This is a genomic window from Streptomyces sp. ISL-66 (assembly GCF_018614135.1).
GTDB lineage: Bacteria > Actinomycetota > Actinomycetes > Streptomycetales > Streptomycetaceae > Streptomyces.
Window position 1 is genome coordinate 1 of the sequence record NZ_JAGGOW010000150.1, and the last position, 21,411, is coordinate 21,411.

At 72.7% G+C, this 21,411-nt stretch carries 20 protein-coding genes and 1 riboswitch; of the genes, 13 read left to right on the forward strand and 7 right to left on the reverse strand.

Translation table 11 applies throughout. The annotated features are described in order from the left end of the window. Positions 1–341: helix-turn-helix transcriptional regulator (locus tag J7E97_RS27105; RefSeq protein ID WP_215032412.1), on the reverse strand; the 341-nt coding region annotated here is incomplete at its 3' end. Between the two features lie 119 nt (positions 342–460). On the opposite strand from J7E97_RS27105, the gene J7E97_RS27110 reads away from it, so the two are divergent. Next, positions 461–2,284 carry a DUF6350 family protein gene (locus J7E97_RS27110; protein ID WP_308346816.1) on the forward strand — a complete coding sequence of 608 codons (1,824 nt, stop codon included), beginning with the start codon at positions 461–463 and terminating at the stop codon, positions 2,282–2,284. A 183-nt stretch (positions 2,285–2,467) separates the two neighbouring features. On the opposite strand, the gene J7E97_RS27115 is transcribed toward J7E97_RS27110, so the two are convergent. After that, positions 2,468–3,172, reverse strand: a complete 705-nt coding sequence (locus J7E97_RS27115) for a hypothetical protein (protein WP_215032414.1) — start codon at positions 3,170–3,172, stop codon at positions 2,468–2,470. A gap of 259 nt (positions 3,173–3,431) precedes the next feature. Here J7E97_RS27115 and purN point away from each other — a divergent pair, with 259 nt between their 5' ends. Then, positions 3,432–4,055, forward strand: coding sequence for a phosphoribosylglycinamide formyltransferase (purN, locus tag J7E97_RS27120; protein WP_215032416.1), 624 nt, complete (start codon positions 3,432–3,434; stop codon positions 4,053–4,055). A gap of 41 nt (positions 4,056–4,096) precedes the next feature. Beyond that, positions 4,097–5,677, forward strand: a complete 1,581-nt coding sequence (gene purH / locus J7E97_RS27125; protein ID WP_215032418.1) for a bifunctional phosphoribosylaminoimidazolecarboxamide formyltransferase/IMP cyclohydrolase — start codon at positions 4,097–4,099, stop codon at positions 5,675–5,677. A gap of 141 nt (positions 5,678–5,818) precedes the next feature. On the opposite strand, the gene J7E97_RS27130 is transcribed toward purH, so the two are convergent. Next, positions 5,819–6,469, reverse strand: a complete 651-nt coding sequence (locus J7E97_RS27130; protein ID WP_215032420.1) for a hypothetical protein — start codon at positions 6,467–6,469, stop codon at positions 5,819–5,821. Positions 6,470–6,726: 257 nt separating this feature from the next. Between J7E97_RS27130 and J7E97_RS27135 the strand changes: the two genes are divergently transcribed. From J7E97_RS27135 to J7E97_RS27145, 3 genes are all read left to right on the forward strand, one after another. Further along, positions 6,727–7,590 carry a bifunctional methylenetetrahydrofolate dehydrogenase/methenyltetrahydrofolate cyclohydrolase gene (locus J7E97_RS27135; RefSeq protein WP_215032422.1) on the forward strand — a complete coding sequence of 288 codons (864 nt, stop codon included), beginning with the start codon at positions 6,727–6,729 and terminating at the stop codon, positions 7,588–7,590. Between the two features lie 19 nt (positions 7,591–7,609). Next, positions 7,610–8,047 carry a DUF3017 domain-containing protein gene (locus tag J7E97_RS36865; protein WP_308346817.1) on the forward strand — a complete coding sequence of 146 codons (438 nt, stop codon included), beginning with the start codon at positions 7,610–7,612 and terminating at the stop codon, positions 8,045–8,047. A gap of 331 nt (positions 8,048–8,378) precedes the next feature. Continuing rightward, entirely contained in the window at positions 8,379–9,368 is a 990-nt protein-coding gene (locus J7E97_RS27145) for a malate dehydrogenase (RefSeq protein WP_215032429.1), read from the forward strand. Positions 9,369–9,538: 170 nt separating this feature from the next. Here the strand turns inward: J7E97_RS27145 and J7E97_RS27150 are convergent, their stop codons facing one another. Then, entirely contained in the window at positions 9,539–10,036 is a 498-nt protein-coding gene (locus J7E97_RS27150; RefSeq protein ID WP_215032432.1) for a carboxymuconolactone decarboxylase family protein, read from the reverse strand. Between the two features lie 47 nt (positions 10,037–10,083). Between J7E97_RS27150 and J7E97_RS27155 the strand changes: the two genes are divergently transcribed. Continuing rightward, positions 10,084–11,499, forward strand: a complete 1,416-nt coding sequence (locus J7E97_RS27155) for a PLP-dependent aminotransferase family protein (protein WP_215032435.1) — start codon at positions 10,084–10,086, stop codon at positions 11,497–11,499. 55 nt (positions 11,500–11,554) lie between these two features. On the opposite strand, the gene J7E97_RS27160 is transcribed toward J7E97_RS27155, so the two are convergent. After that, positions 11,555–12,523 (reverse strand): hypothetical protein, encoded by a 969-nt coding sequence (locus tag J7E97_RS27160; RefSeq protein WP_251055229.1) that lies wholly within the window; start codon positions 12,521–12,523, stop codon positions 11,555–11,557. A 112-nt stretch (positions 12,524–12,635) separates the two neighbouring features. Between J7E97_RS27160 and J7E97_RS27165 the strand changes: the two genes are divergently transcribed. Next, complete coding sequence (locus J7E97_RS27165; protein WP_215032438.1) at positions 12,636–12,959, forward strand: hypothetical protein; 324 nt, start codon at positions 12,636–12,638, stop codon at positions 12,957–12,959. A 26-nt stretch (positions 12,960–12,985) separates the two neighbouring features. Further along, positions 12,986–14,170 (forward strand): glutathionylspermidine synthase family protein, encoded by a 1,185-nt coding sequence (locus tag J7E97_RS27170; protein ID WP_215032441.1) that lies wholly within the window; start codon positions 12,986–12,988, stop codon positions 14,168–14,170. 36 nt (positions 14,171–14,206) lie between these two features. On the opposite strand, the gene rocD is transcribed toward J7E97_RS27170, so the two are convergent. After that, complete coding sequence (gene rocD / locus J7E97_RS27175) at positions 14,207–15,415, reverse strand: ornithine--oxo-acid transaminase (protein ID WP_215032444.1); 1,209 nt, start codon at positions 15,413–15,415, stop codon at positions 14,207–14,209. Positions 15,416–15,524: 109 nt separating this feature from the next. Further along, positions 15,525–15,615, forward strand: a riboswitch (ZMP/ZTP riboswitch). A gap of 35 nt (positions 15,616–15,650) precedes the next feature. Here rocD and glyA point away from each other — a divergent pair. From glyA to J7E97_RS27195, 4 genes are all read left to right on the forward strand, one after another. Continuing rightward, on the forward strand, positions 15,651–16,934 hold the full coding sequence (gene glyA, locus J7E97_RS27180; RefSeq protein WP_215032447.1) for a serine hydroxymethyltransferase: 1,284 nt from the start codon (positions 15,651–15,653) through the stop codon (positions 16,932–16,934). Between the two features lie 350 nt (positions 16,935–17,284). Continuing rightward, a complete protein-coding gene (trpS, locus tag J7E97_RS27185; RefSeq protein ID WP_215032449.1) occupies positions 17,285–18,298 on the forward strand; it encodes a tryptophan--tRNA ligase in 1,014 nt (337 codons plus the stop codon). A 128-nt stretch (positions 18,299–18,426) separates the two neighbouring features. Beyond that, positions 18,427–19,035 (forward strand): 2'-5' RNA ligase family protein, encoded by a 609-nt coding sequence (locus tag J7E97_RS27190; RefSeq protein WP_215032452.1) that lies wholly within the window; start codon positions 18,427–18,429, stop codon positions 19,033–19,035. A 145-nt stretch (positions 19,036–19,180) separates the two neighbouring features. Then, a complete protein-coding gene (locus tag J7E97_RS27195; protein WP_215032455.1) occupies positions 19,181–20,206 on the forward strand; it encodes a YihY/virulence factor BrkB family protein in 1,026 nt (341 codons plus the stop codon). Here the strand turns inward: J7E97_RS27195 and J7E97_RS27200 are convergent. After that, entirely contained in the window at positions 20,154–21,401 is a 1,248-nt protein-coding gene (locus J7E97_RS27200) for a D-alanyl-D-alanine carboxypeptidase (RefSeq protein WP_308346818.1), read from the reverse strand. The genes J7E97_RS27195 and J7E97_RS27200 overlap by 53 nt on opposite strands. Positions 21,402–21,411 lie beyond the last annotated feature (10 nt).

Consider the following 21,411-nt stretch of genomic DNA (forward strand, 5'->3'; position numbering starts at 1 on the left):
CCGGCTCCGGCCCCGGCCCCGGGCTCCGCGGCGGCCCGGGCGGCCTCGGGAGCACGGGCCGCCGGAGTGTCGGTGGGGGCGCCCGCGTCCGCGTTCGCCGCCGCCTTCGCTTCCCTGTTCGCCCCCGAGTCCCTGTCCGCGCCGAGCCGGGCCAGGAACTTCGCGTACGCCTCCCGCTTGCGCCCCCTAGGGTCCGTGCGCCCCGTCTCCCAGGAGCGGACCGTGGTCGCCGTGACGCCCATCGCCGCCGCGAGCTCCTCGTGCGTGAGCTCGGCGGCTTCGCGCAGGCGCCTGCGTTCCTTCGGGGTGGGGAGGCCCAGCTCCGTGACGCTTTGTGTCATGCCACACTCCCCGCGACCCGGACGCCCTGAGCGAAAAAGTACATAAACGTATATTGAGCGACACCACGGACAATCGCCTGTTACCCGGCCATAGCGCGTGTCGTTGGCACCATGGCGGCGTGACCCAAGTGACCGAACGCGGGACCTCGTTGCCCGCGCCCTCCGGGGCCCCAGCCCGGCGCCGCTCACCGGCGGCCGCCGCATGCGTGGTGGGCGGGGCCGTGGCCGCAGGACTGGGGCTCGGATTCCTCGCCGTGCTCGTCATCGTGCTGTGGATCAGTTCCCCCTACCCCGACAGCGGTCCCGGCGGCGCCCTGCACCTCGCGGCGGGCCTCTGGCTGCTGGCCCACGGGACCGAACTGGTGCGCTACGAGACCCTCTCCGGCGTGCCCGCGCCCGTGGGCGTGACCCCGCTGCTGCTGATCGCGCTGCCCGCGCTGCTCATCCGCCGCGCCGCCCGGCTCGGGAGCGCCGCGCAGGAGGAGCGGGGCGCGGAACCGCTGCCCGCCGGGGTCGTGTTCTCGGCCGTCCTCTGCGGCTACCTCGGCGTCGGCGCCTTCGCCACCGTGTACGCCGCGGGTGGGCCGATGCCCGCCGACCCGCTCAGCGCGGCCTGGCACCTCCCGCTGGTCGCCGCGCTGGCCGCCGCGGGCGGGGTCTGGGAGGCCCGGGGCAGGCCGCTCGGGTCGCTGCCCGCCCGGTTCACCCGCCCCCGCTACGAGATCGCGCTGCGCGCCGGAGCCGGCGGGGTGTTGGTCCTGCTCGGTGGTGGCGCCCTGGTGGTCGGAGTCTCGCTCGCCTGGCACGGGACCGAGGTGCAGGGCTCCTTCGGGGCCCTGACCGGGGTCTGGTCGGGCCGCTTCGCGGTGCTGCTGCTGGCCCTCACCCTGATCCCGAACGCGGTGGTCTGGGGCGCCGCGTACGCCCTCGGTCCCGGCTTCGCCCTCGGCACCGGAGCCGCCGCGACCCCGCTCGGCTTCGGCGGATCGCCCGCGCTGCCCCGTTTCCCGCTGCTTGCGGCGCTGCCTCCGGAGGGTCCCGGCACGCCGCTGACCTGGGCCGTGGCCGGAGTTCCGGTGATGGCGGGGCTGGCGGTGGGCTGGTTCGCCGTACGCCGGGCGCGCGAGGTCTCGTACGGGGAGGCCGCGCTCACGGCGGCCCTGGGCGCGCTGGTCTGCGCCCTGGCGACGGCCGGGCTCGCCGCGGTGTCCGCGGGGCCGCTCGGCTCCCGGGAACTGGCGGCCTTCGGGCCCGTCTGGTGGCAGGCGGGCGGCGCGGCCCTGGCCTGGAGCCTGGTGCTCGCCGTCCCGCTGGCCGTGACCGTGCACGCGTGGCGGAACCGGCCGGCGCGGGGTCTGTCCGACGCGGGATCCCGGGACGGCTGGCACGACAGCGGCGTACGGGAGGTCCGGTGGGCTGCCCTGCGCCGTGCGGCGGGCACCCTGATCCCGGACTTCTCCTCGGCGGAGCGCGCCGCTGGGGCAACCGCGCAGGAGCACCCGCGGCCGGCGGCGGGCGCGGGGCTGGCACCGGGACCTGGACCGGCGTCGTCCGGGCCCCTTCCCGCACCGCCGAAGCGCTCGGTGCTGGTCGTTCCCGGCCTCAAGCTCGACCTGACCCCGATCCCGCTGTCGGCACTCCCGGCGCCTCAGACGGCTCCGGCGATCCCCGCCCCCGCGACCGCGACCGCGGCCGTACCCGAACCGCCCGCCGGGCCGCCGCGCACGCCCCCCGGGACGCCTCCGCGCCCGCTCGCCCCGCCCGTGGCGGGAGCCCGCGTACTGGCCCGCCGCAAAACCGGCCCGGAGGCCGCGCACGCGAAGCCGGAGCCCCGGTCGGCTCCGGCCGGAGCACCGGAGTCGCCAGGGCAGCCGGACCAGGCCGGACAGCCGGAGCCGCCGGCCCGGCCTGACGGCCCGGCGGCCTCGGTGGCGACCCGGTGAACCGGCCCGGTCACCGCACCGGCTAGTGCGGTGACCGGAAAGGTTCACCGGGTCGCGACGCCCGGCACGGCACCTCGCGGCGTTGTCGGACCACGCAAGTACGTCCAGTACGAGCCGCGGTCCTCCGCCTTGCGATGCACCGCACCGAACGCCGCGACCCGGCAAACCTTCCCGGCCACAGCACTAGCGCTGGACCCGGAGCACCTTGCCGATGAAGTTGTCCGGCAGGAGGTCGTTGCACTTGAGCTCCGCCGACTTGGTGAGGGCGTCCTGCGAGCAGACGTAGAAGTCCTTGTACGTGAGCTGCACCGCGTACGAGGACGCGGCCAGCAGGATCGCCAGCGAAGCGGTGACCAGCCCGCTCACCGCCGCCGTCCGCTGGGGGCGGGCCGCGGCGCCCAGGGCCGCCAGGCCGCCCGGGGCCCGAGCCGGAGCGGCCTCGCCGGTGCTGTCCCCGGACCGGTCGGACCGGTGGGACCGGTCGGGCCCCTCGGACCCGGCCGGCCCCTCGGACCGGTCGGACCGTCCCTCGGGCCCGGCCGACCCGGTGGATCCGTCGGCCGTCGCGGGCTTCACCGGGACGCCCCGGAGCGCGCTGATGCCCCAGTACAGGGCCAGGACGCCCAGCAGCAGTCCCACCGACGGAATCCCGAACACCCCGAAGAAGAAGCCCCACATGCCGGCCAGCAGCGCGTATCGCGCCCGCCGCTGGATCGGGTCGGTGGGGTCCCAGCGGGCCGGTCCGGGAGCGGGGGTGCCGCCCGGTTCCTGTCCGGAGCCGCCGTCACCGCCCGCCCGCGGCTCCCAGGGCTGGTCGGGCCGGCCTTCCGGGGGCGCCGCGAAGGGGTTGTCGTCGGTGGAGGGGTCGGGCTGGCGGCGGTCCGGCATCGGGTGTGTTTCATCCCCTGTGTCATGGACGTCCTGGGACGTCGGAGGCCTGGTTGCGGCGTGTACGCCAGACGCTACCGCCCACCCGCGCCCCCGTCCCTCGGGGGCCGTCCCGTGTGCCGGTATCGTTGCAGGCGGTCGGTGGCTTCGTATGGTCCGCCTATTCAGGCGACCCGGAGTTTCGTACGACCGCACAAGACGAACCACGTGCCCCCAGCTCAGGCGGGGGGCGCCCCCGCCCGAGAAAGGGCTCACTCCCATGGCCCCCTCCCGCCTGGTCGTGCTGGTCTCCGGCTCCGGCACCAACCTCCAGGCCCTCCTCGACGCCATCGACGCCCACCCCGGCGGAGCCGAGGGCTTCGGCGCCGAAGTCGTCGCCGTCGGGGCCGACCGCGAGAACATCGCCGGCCTGGAGCGGGCCGAGAAGGCGGGGATCCCCACCTTCGTGTGCCCGGTCAAGGCGTACGGGAGCCGGGCGGAGTGGGACGTGGCCCTGACGGAGGCCACAGCCGCCCACGCGCCGGACCTGGTGGTCTCGGCGGGGTTCATGAAGATCGTGGGTCCGCAGTTCATCGCCCGCTTCGGCGGCCGGTTCATCAACACGCACCCCGCCCTCCTCCCGGCGTTCCCGGGAGCCCACGGCGTACGGGACGCACTCGCCTACGGCGCGAAGGTCACCGGCTGCACCGTCCACTTCGTGGACTCCGGCGTGGACACCGGTCCGATCATCGCTCAGGGTGTGGTCCAGATCCGGGACGAAGAGGACGAGGCCGCTCTCCACGAGCGGATCAAGGAAGTCGAGCGCGAGCTGCTCGTCGAGGTCGTGGGGCGCCTGGCCCGGCACGGCTACAGCATCGAGGGACGAAAGGTAACGATCCAGTGACCGCCGCAGAGGCCGCAGGGACCGCAGGGACCGCAGAGACCGTGACCGCACAGAGCGAAGGGCTCACCACGTCGAAGCGCCCGATCCGGCGCGCTCTCGTCAGTGTCTACGACAAGACGGGGCTGGAAGAGCTGGCCCGCGGCCTGCACGAGGCGGGCGTCGCGCTCGTCTCGACCGGCTCCACCGCCGCGAAGATCGCCGCGGCCGGGGTGCCCGTCACCAAGGTCGAGGAGCTGACCGGCTTCCCCGAGTGCCTGGACGGCCGCGTCAAGACCCTGCACCCGCGCGTGCACGCAGGCATCCTCGCCGACCTGCGCCTGGAGGACCACCGCAACCAGCTCGCCGAGCTGGGCGTCGAGCCCTTCGACCTGGTCGTCGTCAACCTCTACCCCTTCCTCGAGACCGTCCAGTCGGGCGCGACCCCGGACGAGTGCGTGGAGCAGATCGACATCGGCGGCCCCTCGATGGTCCGCGCCGCCGCCAAGAACCACCCCTCGGTGGCCGTCGTCACCAGCCCGCGGCGCTACGCCGACGTGCTCACCGCCGCCCAGGGCGGCGGCTTCGACCTCACCGCGCGCAAGCGGCTCGCGGCCGAGGCCTTCCAGCACACGGCGGCGTACGACGTGGCCGTGGCCTCCTGGTTCACGAACGTGTACGCCCCGGAGCCGGAGGCCGTGCTGCCCGAGTTCCTGGCCGGCGCCTGGGAGCGCAAGTCGACCCTGCGCTACGGCGAGAACCCGCACCAGGCCGCCGCGCTCTACACGGACGGCCGGCCGGGCGGGCTGGCGGGCGCCGAGCAGCTGCACGGCAAGGAGATGTCCTACAACAACTACGTGGACACCGACGCGGCCCGCCGCGCCGCCTACGACCACGAAGAGCCCTGCGTCGCGATCATCAAGCACGCCAACCCGTGCGGCATCGCGGTGGGCAAGGACGTCGCCGAGGCCCACCGCAAGGCGCACGCCTGCGACACGGCCTCCGCCTTCGGCGGCGTCATCGCCGTCAACCGCCCGGTGAGCGTCGAGCTCGCCGAGCAGGTCGCGGAGATCTTCACCGAGGTCGTCGTCGCTCCCGGCTACGAGCCGGGCGCCGTCGAGATCCTGGCGAAGAAGAAGAACATCCGGGTCCTGAAGGTGGAGGGCGCCCCGCACCAGCCGGTCGAGCTCAAGCCCATCTCGGGCGGCGTGCTGCTCCAGCAGGCCGACCTCGTCCAGGCCGAGGGCGACGACCCGGCCACCTGGACGCTGGCCACCGGCGAGGCCCTGTCCGCCGACGAGCTCGCCGACCTCGCCTTCGCGTGGAAGGCCTGCCGCGCCGTCAAGTCCAACGCGATCCTGCTCGCCAAGGACGGCGCCTCGGTCGGCGTCGGCATGGGCCAGGTCAACCGTGTCGACTCCGCCAAGCTCGCGGTCGAGCGGGCGGGCGCCGAGCGCGCGCAGGGCTCGTACGCCGCGTCCGACGCCTTCTTCCCGTTCCCGGACGGGCTGGAGATCCTCACGGCCGCGGGCATCAAGGCCGTGGTCCAGCCGGGTGGTTCGATGCGCGACGAGCTGGTCGTCGAGGCCGCGAAGAAGGCCGGCGTGACGATGTACTTCACCGGGACCCGCCACTTCTTCCACTGAGTCACGGCCCCCCCCGACAACGGCGAAGGCCGCGACCCGCAGTTCGTGCTGCGCGGGTCGCGGCCTTCGCCGTGAACGGGGCCCGACGGCCTCGCAGGTGTGCGGTACGTGCCTTGGTGCGGCGGGCTCAGTACTGCCGGCTTAGTACTGCGGGCGCCGGAAGTAGGCGCCGGCGGCCGAATTGGCCAGACCGACGATGATCCACACGCCCAGCGCGAGCGAGATCACCGCGAAGATCAGGGACAGGATGACGCCGGGGGCCGCCTGGTCGCTGCTGGCCACGGCGATGTTGCCGAGCACGCTGAACGCCGCGAAGAGGGACTGCACCGAGCCGAAGATGATGCCGGAGACGCGGACACCGCCCCGGCCCTTGGAGAGCTTGGCGGCTGTCAGGATCGGCCACAGCGAGATGGCGATGAGGATGATGCCGACCACGACGATCACACCGCCCGCCAGCGCCCCCGCGTCACTCGCCGAGGAGCTGGAGGAGTCGGCGAACATCGAGGCGAAGAAGGCTCCGCCGAGCAGCGCCAGCAGGCCGAAGAGGGCCTGCAGGGAGCCCAGGATGAACAGGATGACGCGGGCGGCCTTCACCCCGCCGGGCATCCCCACCGGGCCACCCGGGTACCCGACCGGACCGCCCTGGTATCCCTGCGGGGTCTGCTGCGGGTAGGCGTAGCCACCCTGCGGCGGGACGCCCTGCGGGGCCTGCTGCGGGTAGCCGTAGCCGGGCTGGCCCTGCGGGGCCTGGGGCTGCTGTCCGTACGGATTGTTCGGGTCGCCGAAGCTCATCTTGGGGTGTTCCTCCGTGGAAGTGCGGGGACGCACGGCAAACGCACGGAGGAAATCTGCATCTTTGCGGTCCGCCCCCCGGCACTGCCCGCGGCACTCTGTCCGTGCATCGTCCTCGGACACGCGAGGAGTTGTCCAGTTGGTTCCGAGGGGGGCCGTCACTTGTTGTGCAAGTGCAATGAACCGCACGCGTCCGTGAGCGCCCCGCCGGGGGCCTTGACTGGAATCGGGGCCGCTCCATCCGGGAGGATGGGGCCATGACCGCCCAGATTCTCGACGGCAAGGCCACCGCAGCCGCGATCAAGTCCGAACTGACCGCCCGCGTGGCGGCGCTCAAGGCCCGGGGCATCACCCCCGGCCTCGGTACGCTGCTGGTCGGTGACGACCCGGGCAGCCGCTGGTACGTCAACGGCAAGCACAAGGACTGTGCCGAGGTCGGCATCGCCTCCATCCAGCACGAACTGCCCGCGACGGCCTCCCAGGAGGACATCGAGGCGGTCGTGCGCGAGCTGAACGCCGACCCCCAGTGCACGGGCTACATCGTCCAACTCCCGCTCCCCAAGGGCATCGACACCAACCGGGTCCTGGAGCTGATGGACCCGCTGAAGGACGCCGACGGCCTGCACCCCACGTCACTCGGCAGGCTGGTCCTGGGCGAGCCGGGCCCGCTGCCCTGCACCCCGTACGGGATCGTCGAGCTGCTGCGTCACCACGGCGTGGAGATCAACGGCGCGCACGTGGTCGTCCTGGGCCGCGGCATCACCGTCGGACGCTCCATCGGCCTCCTGCTGACCCGCAAGTCCGAGAACGCCACCGTCACGCTCTGCCACACCGGTACGCGCGACCTCTCCGGCCTGCTCCGCCAGGCCGACATCGTGGTGGCGGCGGCCGGTGTGGCGCACCTGGTCAAGCCCGAGGACGTGAAGCCGGGCGCGGCCGTGCTCGACGTCGGCGTGAGCCGTGACGAGAACGGCAAGATCGTCGGAGACGTGCATCCCGGTGTCGCGGAGGTGGCCGGCTGGATCTCCCCGAATCCGGGCGGCGTCGGACCGATGACGCGGGCGCAGCTGCTCGTGAACGTCGTCGAGGCGGCGGAACGGATCGCCCCCAGTGCGGGCTGAAGGAGCGGAAGGCGCTGAAGTGGCCGAAGGGGCGGGCGTGGTGGGCGCCGCGGGCGCCGGGCCCGCCGGGGGCAAGTCCCGGCGGTTCCCCTCCATCACCCGGGACACCGCCCGCCCGGAGGGCGGCGGGCGGGCCGCGCACGGCGACGCGCCGGCGCCGGCCCGGCAGTGGCCGATGCTGGCCGTTCTCGCCGCGACGGCGGCCGGGCTGCTGGTCACCGCCACGGGTCACGCGCGCGGCGGATGCCTGATGATCGGCATCGCGCTGATCGCGGGGGCGGTGATGCGGATGCTGCTGCCTTCCGTGGGCATGCTGGCGGTGCGGTCGCGCTTCACCGACATGGTCACGTACGGGCTGCTGGGTACGGCGATCACGTTGCTCGCGCTGGTCATCGAGCCGAAGCCGTGGCTGGACATTCCGTTCCTGGAAAGCGCGGTCCGGTTCACGGTCCGCTGACGGGCTGACGGGCTGACGGGCTGACCGGCCCCTCCCCGCCCTTCCACCCTCCACACCCGACCCCGTCCGGGGGACCCCCGGACGGGCTCCGCCCGAACTCGCGAAGACCCGGGCTCCGCCCCGGAATCCCGCGCGTCAAAGGCCCATGGGGCCGGGCCGGGAGTGATCGTGTGCCCTGCGCCACACGGGGCGGGGGATTGGGGCGGGCCCGGGTCGGATAGCCTGACGGGCGGATGTCTCTTCACGTCAAGATTTACCGGGCCATGGAGCGGCGTCCTCCCAGCACATGGGGCAGGGACGCCCCACCGCCAGCTGTCTAACGGAGAAGGCCATGACCCGCACTCCCGTGAATGTCACCGTCACCGGCGCCGCCGGCCAGATCGGCTACGCGCTGCTCTTCCGCATCGCCTCCGGCCACCTGCTCGGCGCGGACGTGCCGGTCAAGCTCCGTCTTCTGGAGATCCCTCAGGGCATGAAGGCCGCCGAGGGCACCGCCATGGAGCTCGACGACTGCGCCTTCCCGCTGCTCGCCGGCATCGACATCTTCGACGACCCGAACAAGGGCTTCGAGGGTGCCAACGTCGCGCTGCTCGTCGGCGCCCGCCCGCGTACCAAGGGCATGGAGCGCGGTGACCTGCTCTCCGCCAACGGCGGCATCTTCAAGCCGCAGGGCGCCGCGATCAACGCGAACGCCGCGGACGACATCAAGGTCCTGGTCGTGGGCAACCCGGCCAACACCAACGCGCTCATCGCGCAGGCCGCCGCCCCGGACGTACCGGCCGAGCGCTTCACCGCGATGACCCGCCTGGACCACAACCGCGCGATCTCGCAGCTGGCCGCCAAGACCGGCGCCGCCGTCTCCGACATCAAGCGCCTCACCATCTGGGGCAACCACTCGGCGACCCAGTACCCGGACATCTTCCACGCGGAGATCGCCGGCAAGAACGCCGCCGAGCTGGTCAACGACCAGGCCTGGCTGGCCGACACCTTCATCCCGACCGTCGCCAAGCGCGGCGCCGCGATCATCGAGGCTCGCGGCGCGTCCTCGGCCGCCTCGGCCGCCAACGCCGCCATCGACCACGTCCACACGTGGGTCAACGGCACCGCGGCGGGCGACTGGACCTCGATGGGCATCCCGTCGGACGGCTCCTACGGCGTCCCGGAGGGCATCATCTCCTCCTTCCCCGTCACCACCAAGGACGGCAAGTACGAGATCGTCCAGGGCCTGGACATCAACGAGTTCTCCCGTGCGCGCATCGACGCGTCCGTGGCGGAGCTCGTCGAGGAGCGCGACGCGGTGCGCGAGCTCGGCCTGATCTGAGCCCCTCCGTACGGCCGCTCGCAGCCCGGACCACCACTCCGGGCCCGCGGGCCCCGTACGCCCCGTACGCCCCGTACGAAAACCGAAGCGCCCCGGCCCGAGACAAAGGCCGGGGCGCTTCGGCGTGATGCGCTCGGGCGGGTGATTCCCACCGGCCCCGGCGCCGGCCGCTACTTGTACATGCCCGGGGTGTAGTGCCCCGGGACCAGGCGGGTGGTGACGCCGATGCGGTTCCAGACGTTGATCGCCGCGATCAGGCCGATCAGCTGGGCCAGTTCCTTCTCCTCGAACTGCTTCGCCGCCCGCTCGTAGACCTCGTTGGGAACGAATCCGTCGGTCAGGACGGTCACGGCCTCCGTCAGCTCGATCGCGGCGAGCTCCTTCTCCGTGTAGAAGTGCCGCGACTCCTCCCACGCGGCGAGGAGCAGCAGCCGCTCCACGTCCTCGCCGGCCGCCAGGGCGTCCTGGGAGTGCATGTCGACGCAGAAGGCGCAGTGGTTGATCTGTGAGGAGCGGAGCTTGACGAGCTCGACCAGGGCCGGGTCCAGCCCCTTGGACGCGGCGGCGTCCAGGGCCACGGCGGCCTTGTAGAACTCGGGGGCGAGCTTCGCCAGCTGCATGCGGGGGGTGTGCTCGGGTGCGTTCCGGGTGCTGTCCGTGTTGTTCATGGTCTTCACCGTACGAGCCGGGCGGCCCGCGTATATGGTCCAAATCCATGACGGAATCTTGGGCCACTTTCGGCGCCGACCTGCACGTGGAGCTCTCCGCCGGGCGCGGTCTGCGCGCCGGACTCGCCGAGGCGCTGCGCGAGGCCGCGCGCAGCGGCCGGCTCGCGCCGGGCACCCGGCTGCCCTCCTCGCGCTCGCTCGCCGCCGACCTCGGGATCGCCCGCAACACCGTCGCCGAGGCGTACGCGGAGCTCGTCGCCGAGGGCCGGCTGACGGCCCGGCAGGGCTCCGGGACCAGGGTCGCGGAGCGGGCCCCGGAGCGGCGGTCCGCGGCGGCCGCACCCGTACGGCGGCCCGTCCGCGCGAAGACCTCGTACAGCCTGATGCCCGGTTCCCCGGACCTGGGCGGCTTCCCGCGGGCGGCGTGGCTGTCGGCGGCCCGGCGGGCGCTGGCCGACGCCCCGAACGAGGCCTTCGGGTACGGCGATCCGCGCGGGCGGGTGGAGCTGCGGGAGGCGCTGGCCGGGTACCTGGCACGGGCGCGCGGGGTGTACGCGGATCCCGAACGGATCGTGCTGTGCGCGGGGTTCGCGCAGGGGCTGCTGTTGATGACGAAGACGCTGCGCGCCCGGCGGGTCCGGGAGATCGCGGTGGAGGGGTACGGGCTCGACGTGCACCGGGACCTGCTGACCGGAGCGGGGCTGCGGACCCGGCCGCTGGAGGTGGACGCGGCGGGGGCGCGCACCCAGGACCTGGCGTCGCTCGCGGGCTCCGGGGCGGGCCAGGGCGCGGGGGCGGTGCTGCTGACACCGGCGCACCAGTTCCCGACGGGCGCCGCGCTGACGCCCGTACGGCGGGCGGCGGCGGTGGACTGGGCCCGGTCCACGGGCGGGCTGATCCTGGAGGACGACTACGACGGGGAGTTCCGCTACGACCGCCAGCCGGTGGGCGCGCTGCAGGGGCTCGACCCGGACCGGGTGGTCTACATGGGAACCGCGAGCAAGTCCCTGGCGCCGGGGCTGCGCATGGGATGGATGGTGGTGCCGGCCGGGCTGATGGACGAGGTGCTCGGGGCGAGGGGCCGGGACGACTGGAGCTCCGGCGCACTGGACCAGCTGACGCTCGCGGAGTTCATCCGGTCCGGAGCGTACGACCGGCACGTGCGCGGGATGCGGCTGCGCTACCGGCGGCGCCGCGACGAGCTGGTGGCGGCGGTCGGGGACCGTGTGGGGGTCTCGGGCATCGCGGCGGGCCTGCACGCGGTGCTGGACCTCGCGCCGGGCGGCGAACGGGCGGCCCTGCGGGCGGCCGCCTGGCAGGACCTCGGCCTGCAGCCGCTGTCGTCCTTCCGGCACCCGGAGGCGGCCGGGGCGGCGCGCGAGGCCCTCGTCGTGGGCTTCGGGACGCCGACGCAGAGCGCCTGGGCCCCGACCCTGGCGGCCCTGGTGGCGGCGCTCCCGTGAGGGGCGGGGCGGGGCCCACCCGGGGCTCCGCCGGAGGATCCGCCCCCGGCTCCGGTCAGGGGGCCGGACCGCCGGACGGGTCCGTCGCCGGACCGGCTGGGTCGGCGGGGTCGGCTGGGTCGGCGGGGTCGGCGGGGTCGGCCAGATTGGCCGGATCGGCGGGGTCGGCCGGATCAGCCGGAGCCGTCGGATCCGTCGCCGCCGTCGCAGCCGCCGGGGGTTCGCCGAAGCGGGCCAGGGCGAGGGCTCCGGCGACGGCGACCACGAAGCCGGTGACCGCCAGCCAGGTCAGGCCCTCACGGGTGCGGTCGCCCAGCCAGGCCACGCCCACGGCGGCCGGGCCGATCGTCTCGCCCAGCACCATTCCGGCCGTCGCCGTGGTCACCGAGCCGCGCCGCAAGGCCGAGGTGAGCAGCAGGAAGGCCGCGCCGCCGCCCAGCAGCAGGGCGTACAGGGCCGGGTTCCTCAAGGCCGAGAGGGAGACGTCGTCGATGAGCCGGACCGCCACCTCCACCACCCCGAAGCCGGTTCCGGCCGCCAGCCCCAGCGTCAGCGCCCGGCTGCGGTCCGGCAGGCCGCCGGCCGCGGCCCCGGTCGCGAGCACGAGCCCCGCGACCGCGAGCAGCCCCAGTTCCAGCGCGAGCGACCCGGCGCCGGAGCCTTCCTCGCCCGAAGCCAGCCCGAGCATCACCAGCCCCGCGCACACCACCCCCACCGCGGCCCACTCGGTCCCGCTGAGCCTCACCCGCAGCAGCCGCGCCGCGACCACCGCCGTCACCGCGAGGCTGGCGGCGAGCGCCGCGCCCACCGCGTAGAGAGGGATGTGGCGCAGGGCGACGATCTGGAGGACGAAGCCGATCCCGTCCAGGCCGAGTCCGGCGAGGTAGCGCCACTGGCGCAGCGCCCGCAGGAGGAGGGCGGTGTCGACCCCGGAGCCCGTTCCCGGTTCGGCCGTCCGTGCCGCGACGGCCTGGAGGACCGAGGCGGTGCCGAAACACATCGCCGCACCGAGCGCGCAAATCATCCCAATGAGCACGAAGCGACTCTAGGTCACGGATCCGTGGACGGCCGGATTCCATCGGCCGGGGGCCTGGATCTAGTCTGTCGGCAGCACGCCACTAGGGGGAGCAGCGGACATGGACAGCAGCAGCAGTACCAACCAGCGCCGCATGCGGTCCGGCGCCGTCGTGCTCGGCGGCGTGGGCCTGCTCGCGGCCACGCTCGTGGCCTGCGGCAACAGCGACGAGCCGGACCGGCGCTGCGTCGACCGGACCACGCTCGACAAGCTGGACGACAAGTACTGCAAGAGCAACGGCAACGGCAGCGGCACCAGCCGGGGCACGTACTACTACGGCGGCTCCGTGCGCGGCGGCAAGGTCTCCGGCGGCAGCTTCGACAAGTCCGCCGTCACCCGCGGCGGCATCGGCGGGCACAAGAGCTCCGGCTCCAGCGGCGGCTGACCGAGACACCGAGGGACTGCACACCCATGAAGCGGCACACCATAGAGCCCCGCCCCGACTGGCAGCACACCGTCGAGGAGCAGGGGCTGATCTACCCGCTCACCCGCTACCCCGACGACTCCCTGCGCCCGTACTGGGACGAGAGCGCCTACTACTCCTTCTCGCTGCCCGAGGTCGAGGCACTGGAGAACGTGGTCGAGGAGCTCCATGCCATGTGCCTGGCGGCGGCGGAGCACATCGTGCGCCACGACCGCTTCGCGGACCTCGGCATCACCGACCCGAAGCTGGCCGCGCTGATCGCCGAGTCCTGGCGGCGGCGGGCCGAACAGCCCTCGCTCTACGGCCGCTTCGACCTCCGCTACGACGGCGACGGCCCGGCCAAGATGCTGGAGTACAACGCGGACACCCCCACCTCGCTGGTGGAGGCGGCAAGCCCGCAATGGTTCTGGATGGAGGAACGGTTCCCCGGCGCCGACCAGTGGAACTCCCTCCACGAGCGGCTCGTCGACGCCTGGCGCCGCCAGGCGGAGCTGCTGCCCTCCGGCACGGTGCACTTCGCGCACTCCGAGACGGACGAACTCGGCGAGGACCTGATGACGGTCGCCTACCTCAGGGAGACCGCCGAGCAGGCCGGCCTCGACGCGCGGGCGCTGTCCGTCGAGCGGATCGGCTGGGACGCCCTGACCGAACGGTTCGTGGACGAGAAGCTCGGCTTCATCCGCGCCTGCTTCAAGCTCTACCCGTGGGAATGGCTGGTCACCGACGAGTTCGCCCCGCAGGTCCTCGGCACGTACGACCTCGGCGGCGGCTCCGGCACGACCGCCTGGATCGAACCGCTGTGGAAGATGCTCCTCTCCAACAAGGCCCTGCTGGCCGTCCTGTGGGAGCTCTTCCCGGAGCACCCGAACCTGCTGCCCGCCTACCTCGACGGCCCGCGCGAGCTCGCCGGCACCGGCTACGTCGCGAAGCCGCTGCTGGGGCGCGAGGGCGCCGGGGTCACCCTGCATCCGGTGGGCGGCGAGCCGTTCGCGCCGGAGCCGGACGAGACGTACGTCTTCCAGGCCCTGGCCCCGCTGCCCGACTTCGACGGCAACCGGGTGGTGCTCGGCGCGTGGGTCGTCGAGGACGAGGCGGCGGGGCTCGGCATCCGCGAATCGGCGGGGCTGGTCACGGACGAGTACGCCCGCTTCCTGCCCCACGTCATCTTTTAGCCGGACGGGATCTTCTAGCCCTCCACTAGCCCCCCGCTAGCCCTCCGCGAGGACCGACCTGAGCTGGTCCAGGCCCCAGTCCAGGTCCTCCTTGCTGATCACCAGCGGCGGTGCGATCCGGATCGTCGACCCATGGGTGTCCTTGACCAGCACCCCGAGCTCCATCAGCTTCTCGGAGATCTCCCGGCCGGTTCCGTGCGCCGGGTCGATGTCGACGCCCGCCCACAGCCCGCGGCCCCGTACGGCGGTCACCGCGCCGCCGCCGACCAGCAGGTTCAGCTCCCGGTGCAGGTGGTCGCCGAGTTCGGTGGCGCGCTGCTGGTACTCGCCGCCGCGCAGCATCGCGATGACCTCCAGGGCCACGGCGCAGGCGAGGGGGTTCCCGCCGAAGGTGGAGCCGTGCTCGCCCGGCTTGAACACGCCGAGGACGTCGCGGTCGGCGACGACCGCCGACACCGGGACGACGCCGCCGCCCAGCGCCTTGCCGAGGATGTACACGTCCGGTACGACGCCCTCGTGCTCGCACGCGAAGGTCCTGCCGGTCCGGCCGAGCCCCGACTGGATCTCGTCCGCCATGAAGAGGACGTTCCGCTCGCGCGTCAGTTCCCGTACGCCCCGCAGGTATCCGGCGGGCGGGACGAGGACGCCCGCCTCGCCCTGGATCGGCTCCAGGAGCACGGCGACGGTGTTGGAGGTGACGGCGGCGGCGAGCGCGGTGAGGTCCCCGTACGGGACGATCTCGAACCCCGGGGTGTAGGGGCCGAAGTGGTCGCGGGCCTCGTGGTCCGTCGAGAAGGACACGATCGTCGTGGTGCGGCCGTGGAAGTTGTCGGCCGCGACCACGATCTTGGCGTGGCCGTCCGGGACGCCCTTGACCTCGTAGCCCCACTTGCGGGCGGTCTTCACCGCCGTCTCCACGGCCTCCGCGCCCGTGTTCATGGGCAGGACCGCCTCCTTGCCGCACAGCGCGGCGAGTTCGGTACAGAAGTCGGCGAAGCGGTCGTGGTGGAAGGCGCGGGAGGTGAGGGTGACCCGTTCGAGCTGGGCGCGGGCGGCGTCGAGCAGACGGCGGTTGCCGTGGCCGAAGTTGAGGGCGGAGTAGCCGGCGAGCATGTCGAGGTACCGGCGTCCCTCCACATCGGTCATCCACGCGCCTTCCGCCGTGGCGACCACGATGGGCAGGGGGTGGTAGTTGTGCGCGCTGTGCGCGTCGGCGGAGCGGATGGCATCAGAAGTTGTCGACACGGGGTCTCCGATCGTCCGTCAAGGCCAGTGACGAGGGTGGCGTCACTGTGCATCTTCGCTCGTATACCGGACGGAGAAACCTTTTTCGTGGCGTGCCGCTAAGGTGTGCGGTACGCACGGCGACTGGCGTACGGAGAACCAACTCCGGGGGAGTCGTGCGCGCAGGACCGCATACAGGGCCGCTCGCCTGGGCCTCGCGGGGACGAGATCTGACATCGACCCCGGAGGAGCCGCCATGAGCGCGAGCCACCACCCCGCCCTTCTTGCCACCGACCCCGAGCTGGCGTCCTTCGTCGCCGCCGAGGAAACGCTGCAAGCGCAGACCCTGCGGCTGATCCCCAGCGAGAACTACGTGTCCGCGGCCGTGCTGGAAGCCTCCGGCACGGTGCTGCAGAACAAGTACAGCGAGGGCTACCCCGGCCGCCGCTACTACGAGGGCCAGCAGAACATCGACCGCATCGAGGCGCTGGCCGTCGAGCGGGCGAAGGGCCTGTTCGGGGTGGACCACGCCAACGTGCAGCCGTACTCCGGTTCCCCGGCCAACCTCGCCGTGTACCTGGCCTTCGCGAAGCCCGGCGACACCGTGATGGGCATGGCCCTGCCGATGGGCGGGCACCTGACGCACGGCTGGGGCGTCTCGGCGACCGGCTCGTGGTTCCGGGGCGTCCAGTACGGCGTCCAGGCGACTGCGGACCCCGAAACGAATGGCCGCATCGACTACGACGCCGTACGGGACCTCGCGCTGGCCGAGCGCCCGAAGCTGATCTTCTGCGGCGGCACCGCCCTCCCGCGCACGATCGACTTCGAGGCGTTCGCGTCGATCGCGAAGGAGGCCGGCTCGGTCCTCGTCGCCGACGTGGCGCACATCGCGGGCCTGATCGCGGGCGGGGCGCATCCGTCCCCGGCCGGGCACGTGGACGTGATCTCGACGACCACGCACAAGACGCTGCGCGGCCCGCGCGGCGCGATGCTGATGTGCCGCGAGGAGCACGCGAAGGCCATCGACAAGGCGGTCTTCCCGGGCCTCCAGGGCGGCCCGCACAACCAGACGACGGCCGGCATCGCGGTGGCCCTCCACGAGGCGGCGCAGCCCGCCTTCGTCTCGTACGCCCACGCGGTCGTCGCCAACGCGAAGGCGCTGGCCGCGGCGCTGCTGGAGCGGGGCTTCGACCTGGTCTCCGGCGGTACGGACAACCACCTGATCCTGATCGACCTGACGGGGAAGGACGTCCCGGGCAAGATCGCCGCGAAGGCGCTGGACCGGGCGGGCATCGTCGTGAACTACAACACGGTGCCGTTCGACCCGCGCAAGCCGTTCGACCCGTCGGGCATCCGCATCGGCACGCCGTCGCTGACCTCCCGGGGCCTGGGCGTACCGCACATGCCGGTGGTCGCCGACTGGATCGCCCGTGCGGTGTCCGCCGCCGCGACCTCGGACGAGCCCGCGCTGGCCGCGATCCGCGCCGAGGTCGGGGACTTGATGGCCGCGTTCCCGGCCCCGGGGCTCCCGCTGTCGTAAAGCCTGCGGCCCGGCTTCCTGGGGCTCCGCCCCAGACCCCGCGCCTCAATCGCCGGCGAGGCTGGATTTCGGCTGGCGCCGTCAGCCCCGCGGGGCTGGATTGCCCGGAGGGCAATTTCAGCCCCGCCGGCGTCTGAGGCGCGGGTGTGGGCTGTGGGCAGCGCCCACGAAGCCCCGCGCAGCGGCATCCCCCTGACCTCCGGCGGAAAGCGGTCGCTCGGCCGAGGCGGGATCCGGACGGGCCGCTACCGCTCGGTACCCGGGCAGGGGCGGGGCGGGGGCGGAGCGGCACGCCGGGTTCCGGCCAATGGCGGGCCCGAGCCCGTCATCGCACCTGAGAGAATGGGGCCATGGCTTCTGATCGTCCTCGCGCGCTCTCCGGCATCCAGCCCACCTCCGGTTCGTTCCACCTCGGGAACTACCTCGGAGCCATCCGTCAGTACGTCGCACTGCAGGAGACGCACGACGCCTTCTACATGGTCGTCGACCTGCACGCGATCACCATGCCGCAGGATCCGAAGGATCTCCGCGCGAACACCCGGCTCTCCGCCGCGCAGTTGCTCGCCGCCGGCCTGGACCCCGAGCGCTGCACGCTCTTCATCCAGAGCCACGTGCCCGAGCACGCGCAGCTCGGCTGGGTCATGAACTGCATCACCGGCTTCGGCGAGGCCAGCCGGATGACCCAGTTCAAGGACAAGTCCGCCAAGCAGGGCACGAACAACGCCACCGTCGGCCTGTTCACGTACCCGATCCTGCAGGTCGCCGACATCCTGCTCTACCAGGCCGACGCCGTCCCGGTCGGTGAGGACCAGCGCCAGCACATCGAGCTGACCCGCGACCTCGCCGAGCGCTTCAACCAGCGCTTCGGCAGGACCTTCACCCTCCCCGCGGCGCACATCGTCAAGGAGGTCGCGAAGATCTACGACCTCCAGGACCCGGCGATCAAGATGTCGAAGTCGGCGTCTTCCCCGAAGGGCTTGATCAACCTCCTCGACGAGCCCAAGGCCACCGAGAAGAAGATCAAGAGCGCGGTCACGGACACCGAGGCCGTGGTCCGCTTCGACACCGCGAACAAGCCCGGCGTCAGCAATCTGCTCACGATCTACTCCACCCTCACGGGCGAGTCGATCCCCGCGCTCGAAGCCGCGTACGAGGGCAAGGGCTACGGCGCGCTCAAGACCGATCTGGCCGGCGTGATGGTCGATTTCGTCACACCGTTCAAGCAGCGCACCCAGGCGTACCTGGACGACCCCGAGACCCTGGATTCCCTGCTGGCCAAGGGTGCGGAGAAGGCTCGGGCGGTCGCCGCGGAGACCCTGGCACAGGCGTACGACCACCTCGGTTTCCTGCCCGCGAAGCACTGACGGGGACGGAAGAGGAAGAGGGCCCTGGCGAATCGGGGGGTGCTGGCGCCACACTGGGTCGGCAGCACCGCCCGGCACCCGGGCCGCGCGCAGTCAGACGTACAGGACCCAAGGCGGAGGAGAGATACGTGGGGACCGTAACGCTCGGCGTTTCGATCGCGGTCCCGGAGCCGTACGGCAGCAGCCTCCAGCAGCTGCGCGCCGGCTTCGGGGACGCCGCCGCGCACGGGATCCCCACGCACGTCACCCTCGTACCGCCGACCGAGGTGGCCGCGGAGCGGCTTCCGGAGATCCGTGCCCACCTGGCCGAGGTCGCGGCCGCGAGCGGTCCCTTCGCGATGAGGCTGGCCGGCACGGGAACCTTCCGGCCCCTCTCGCCGGTCGTCTACGTCCAGGTCGCCGAGGGCGGCGCGGGCTGCACCCGGCTCCAGGGCCGGGTCCGCGACCCGCAGGGTCCGCTCAACAGGGAGCTGGTGTTCCCGTACCACCCGCACGTCACCGTGGCCCACGGGATCTCCGAGGAGGCGATGGACCTCGCGTTCAGCACCCTCGCGGACTACGCGGCGGAGTGGACCTGCGGCGGTTTCGCCCTCTACGAGCAGGGCTCGGACGGGGTCTGGCGCAAGCTGTGCGAGTACCCCTTCGGCCCGGGCGCGGCCGGCGTTCCCGCGCAGCCCGGCTCGTCGACCGACAGCGGGGCGAGCGCGGCTGGCGAGAAGACCGTACGCCGTTCCTGACGCAGGAACCGGAACCGGAAGCTGATCCTTCGCAGGACCAGGGCGTGGAACGGCCGAGCCGTCGGGCGAAAAGTCACAATCGACGACCGTAGTCTCCAAAAGCGGCAATCCTGGCTATTTCCGACAGCTCATTTACGGTGACCGTATGGACTGGCTGACGAAACTCCCGGTGATCGGATCCACGGTGTCCGCTCTCATGCGGACCCACCTCTGGCGCTCGTACCAGCGGCTCGACCGCGTGCACTGGAGCCGGCTCGCCGCCGCGATCACCTTCATCAGCTTCCTCGCGCTCTTCCCGCTGATCACCGTGGCCGCCGCGATCGGCGCCGGACTGCTCAGCAAGGAGCAGCTGGACCGGCTCCAGAAGAACCTCGCCGAACAGGTCCCCGGCATCTCCGACCAGCTCGACATCAACGCGCTCGTCGCGAACGCGGGCACGGTCGGACTGGTCGCGGCGGGCGTGCTGCTGTTCACCGGCATCGGCTGGGTCGGCTCGATGCGCGACTGCCTGCGAGCCGTCTGGGAGAAGGACGACGAGGACGAGGGCAACCCCTTCGTCCGCAAGGGCAAGGACGCCCTCGTCCTCATCGGCCTCGGCGGCGTCGGACTGGCCTCGGCCACCGCTTCCACCGTCGGCTCCAGCGCCGTCGGCAAGGCCGGCGACTGGCTCGGCGTGCCGCGCGACGGCGCGGGAGGCGGCCTGCTGCGGGGCGGGGCCTTCCTCGTCGGGGTCGTGGCCGCCTTCCTGCTGCTGCTCTACGTCCTGACCCTGCTCCCCGGCGTCGAACCCCCGCGCCGCCGCCTGATCGAGGCGGCCCTCCTCGGCGCGGGCGGCTTCGAGCTGCTGAAACTGCTGCTCAGCGGCTATGTGCGAGGGGTGGCCACGAAGAGCATGTACGGGGCCTTCGGCGTGCCGATCGCGCTGCTGATCTGGATCAACCTCACGGCGAAGCTGCTGCTGTTCTGCGCGGCGTGGACCGCGAGCCGCGACGACGCGGACGGGGACGGGGACGGGGTGGAGGAACCGCAGCCGCAGCCGGGCCCGGAGCCCCAGCCGGACCCGGAGCCCCAGCCGGGCTCCGAGCCGTCCGGATCCGCCGGGCCGGCCGAGCCCCCGGCTACGCCGGGCCGCTCGAGCGGCGGCCGCGGCCGCGCGGCAGGCGCCGGTTGATCACGTACGCCCCGCCGGCCACGACGGCCAGCACCCCGCCGGTGATGCCGAGGGCCGTGCCCATGCCGGCGCCCGGGGCTCCGGCCGCCAACGGGTTGTTCTCGTGCGACTGGGCCGGGGAGCCGAGCGAGGAGGTGTCCGCGCTCTTCGGCGGCACCAGCTCGCCCACCGGCTTGACCTTCCCGATCGCCGCGAAACCCCAGTCCAGGAGGTCGGCGGTCTCCTCGTAGACGGAATTCGCGCCACCGGTATCCGGGTTCATCACCGTGACCAGCAGCTTCTTCTTGCCCTGCTGGGCGGCGCCGGTGAAGGTGGAGCCGGCCATCGTGGTGTTGCCGTTCTTCACCCCGGCGATGCCCTTGTACGGGGGCAGACCGCCCGCGCCGGTCATCAGCCGGTTGGTGTTCTGGATCTCGAAGGTCTCGCGGGGCTTGCCGGGCTCCTGGCGCCCGGGGAACTTCGCGCTGGCCGTGCCGCAGTACTCCCGGAAGTCCTCCTTCTGCAGACCGGAGCGGGCGATGAGGGTGAGGTCGTAGGCGCTGGAGACCTGGCCCGGAGCGTCGTAGCCGTCGGGGGACACGACGTGCGTGTCCAGGGCCTGGAGCTCCTCGGCGTGCGCCTGCATGTCCTTGACGGTCTTCTCGACGCCGCCGTTCATGGCCGAAAGCACGTGCACGGCGTCGTTCCCGGAGCGCAGGAACACCCCGAGCCACAGGTCGTGGACGGTGTACTCCGCGTCCTCCTTGAGCCCCACCAGGCTGGATCCGGAGCCGATTCCGGCCAGCTCCTGCTCGCTGACCTTGTGGACCTGGTCCTTGGGCAGTCCCGGGAGCACGGTGTCGGCGAAGAGCATCTTCATGGTCGAGGCCGGGGGGAGGCGCCAGTGCGCGTTGTGCGCCGCCAGGACCTCGCCGGTCTCGGCGTCGGCCACGATCCACGAACGGCCCGTCAGGTTCGCCGGCAGGGCGGGAGCGCCGGGCAGCAGGTTGACCTGCGTACCGGGCTGCCCGAGCGCCGCGCCGCCGACCGAGGACATCGAGGCGGGCGGCGCGGCTGCCTTGGGCGGCTGCCCCTTCCCGTCGGCCTGCGGCGTGGGCGTCGGCGCCGCGTGCGCGGGCGGCGCGAACAGGGCCGGGACCAACAGCACGGGAAGCACGGCGGAAAGGACCGTCAGCGCGGTCTTCTTGGCATACACGCAGGTGAAA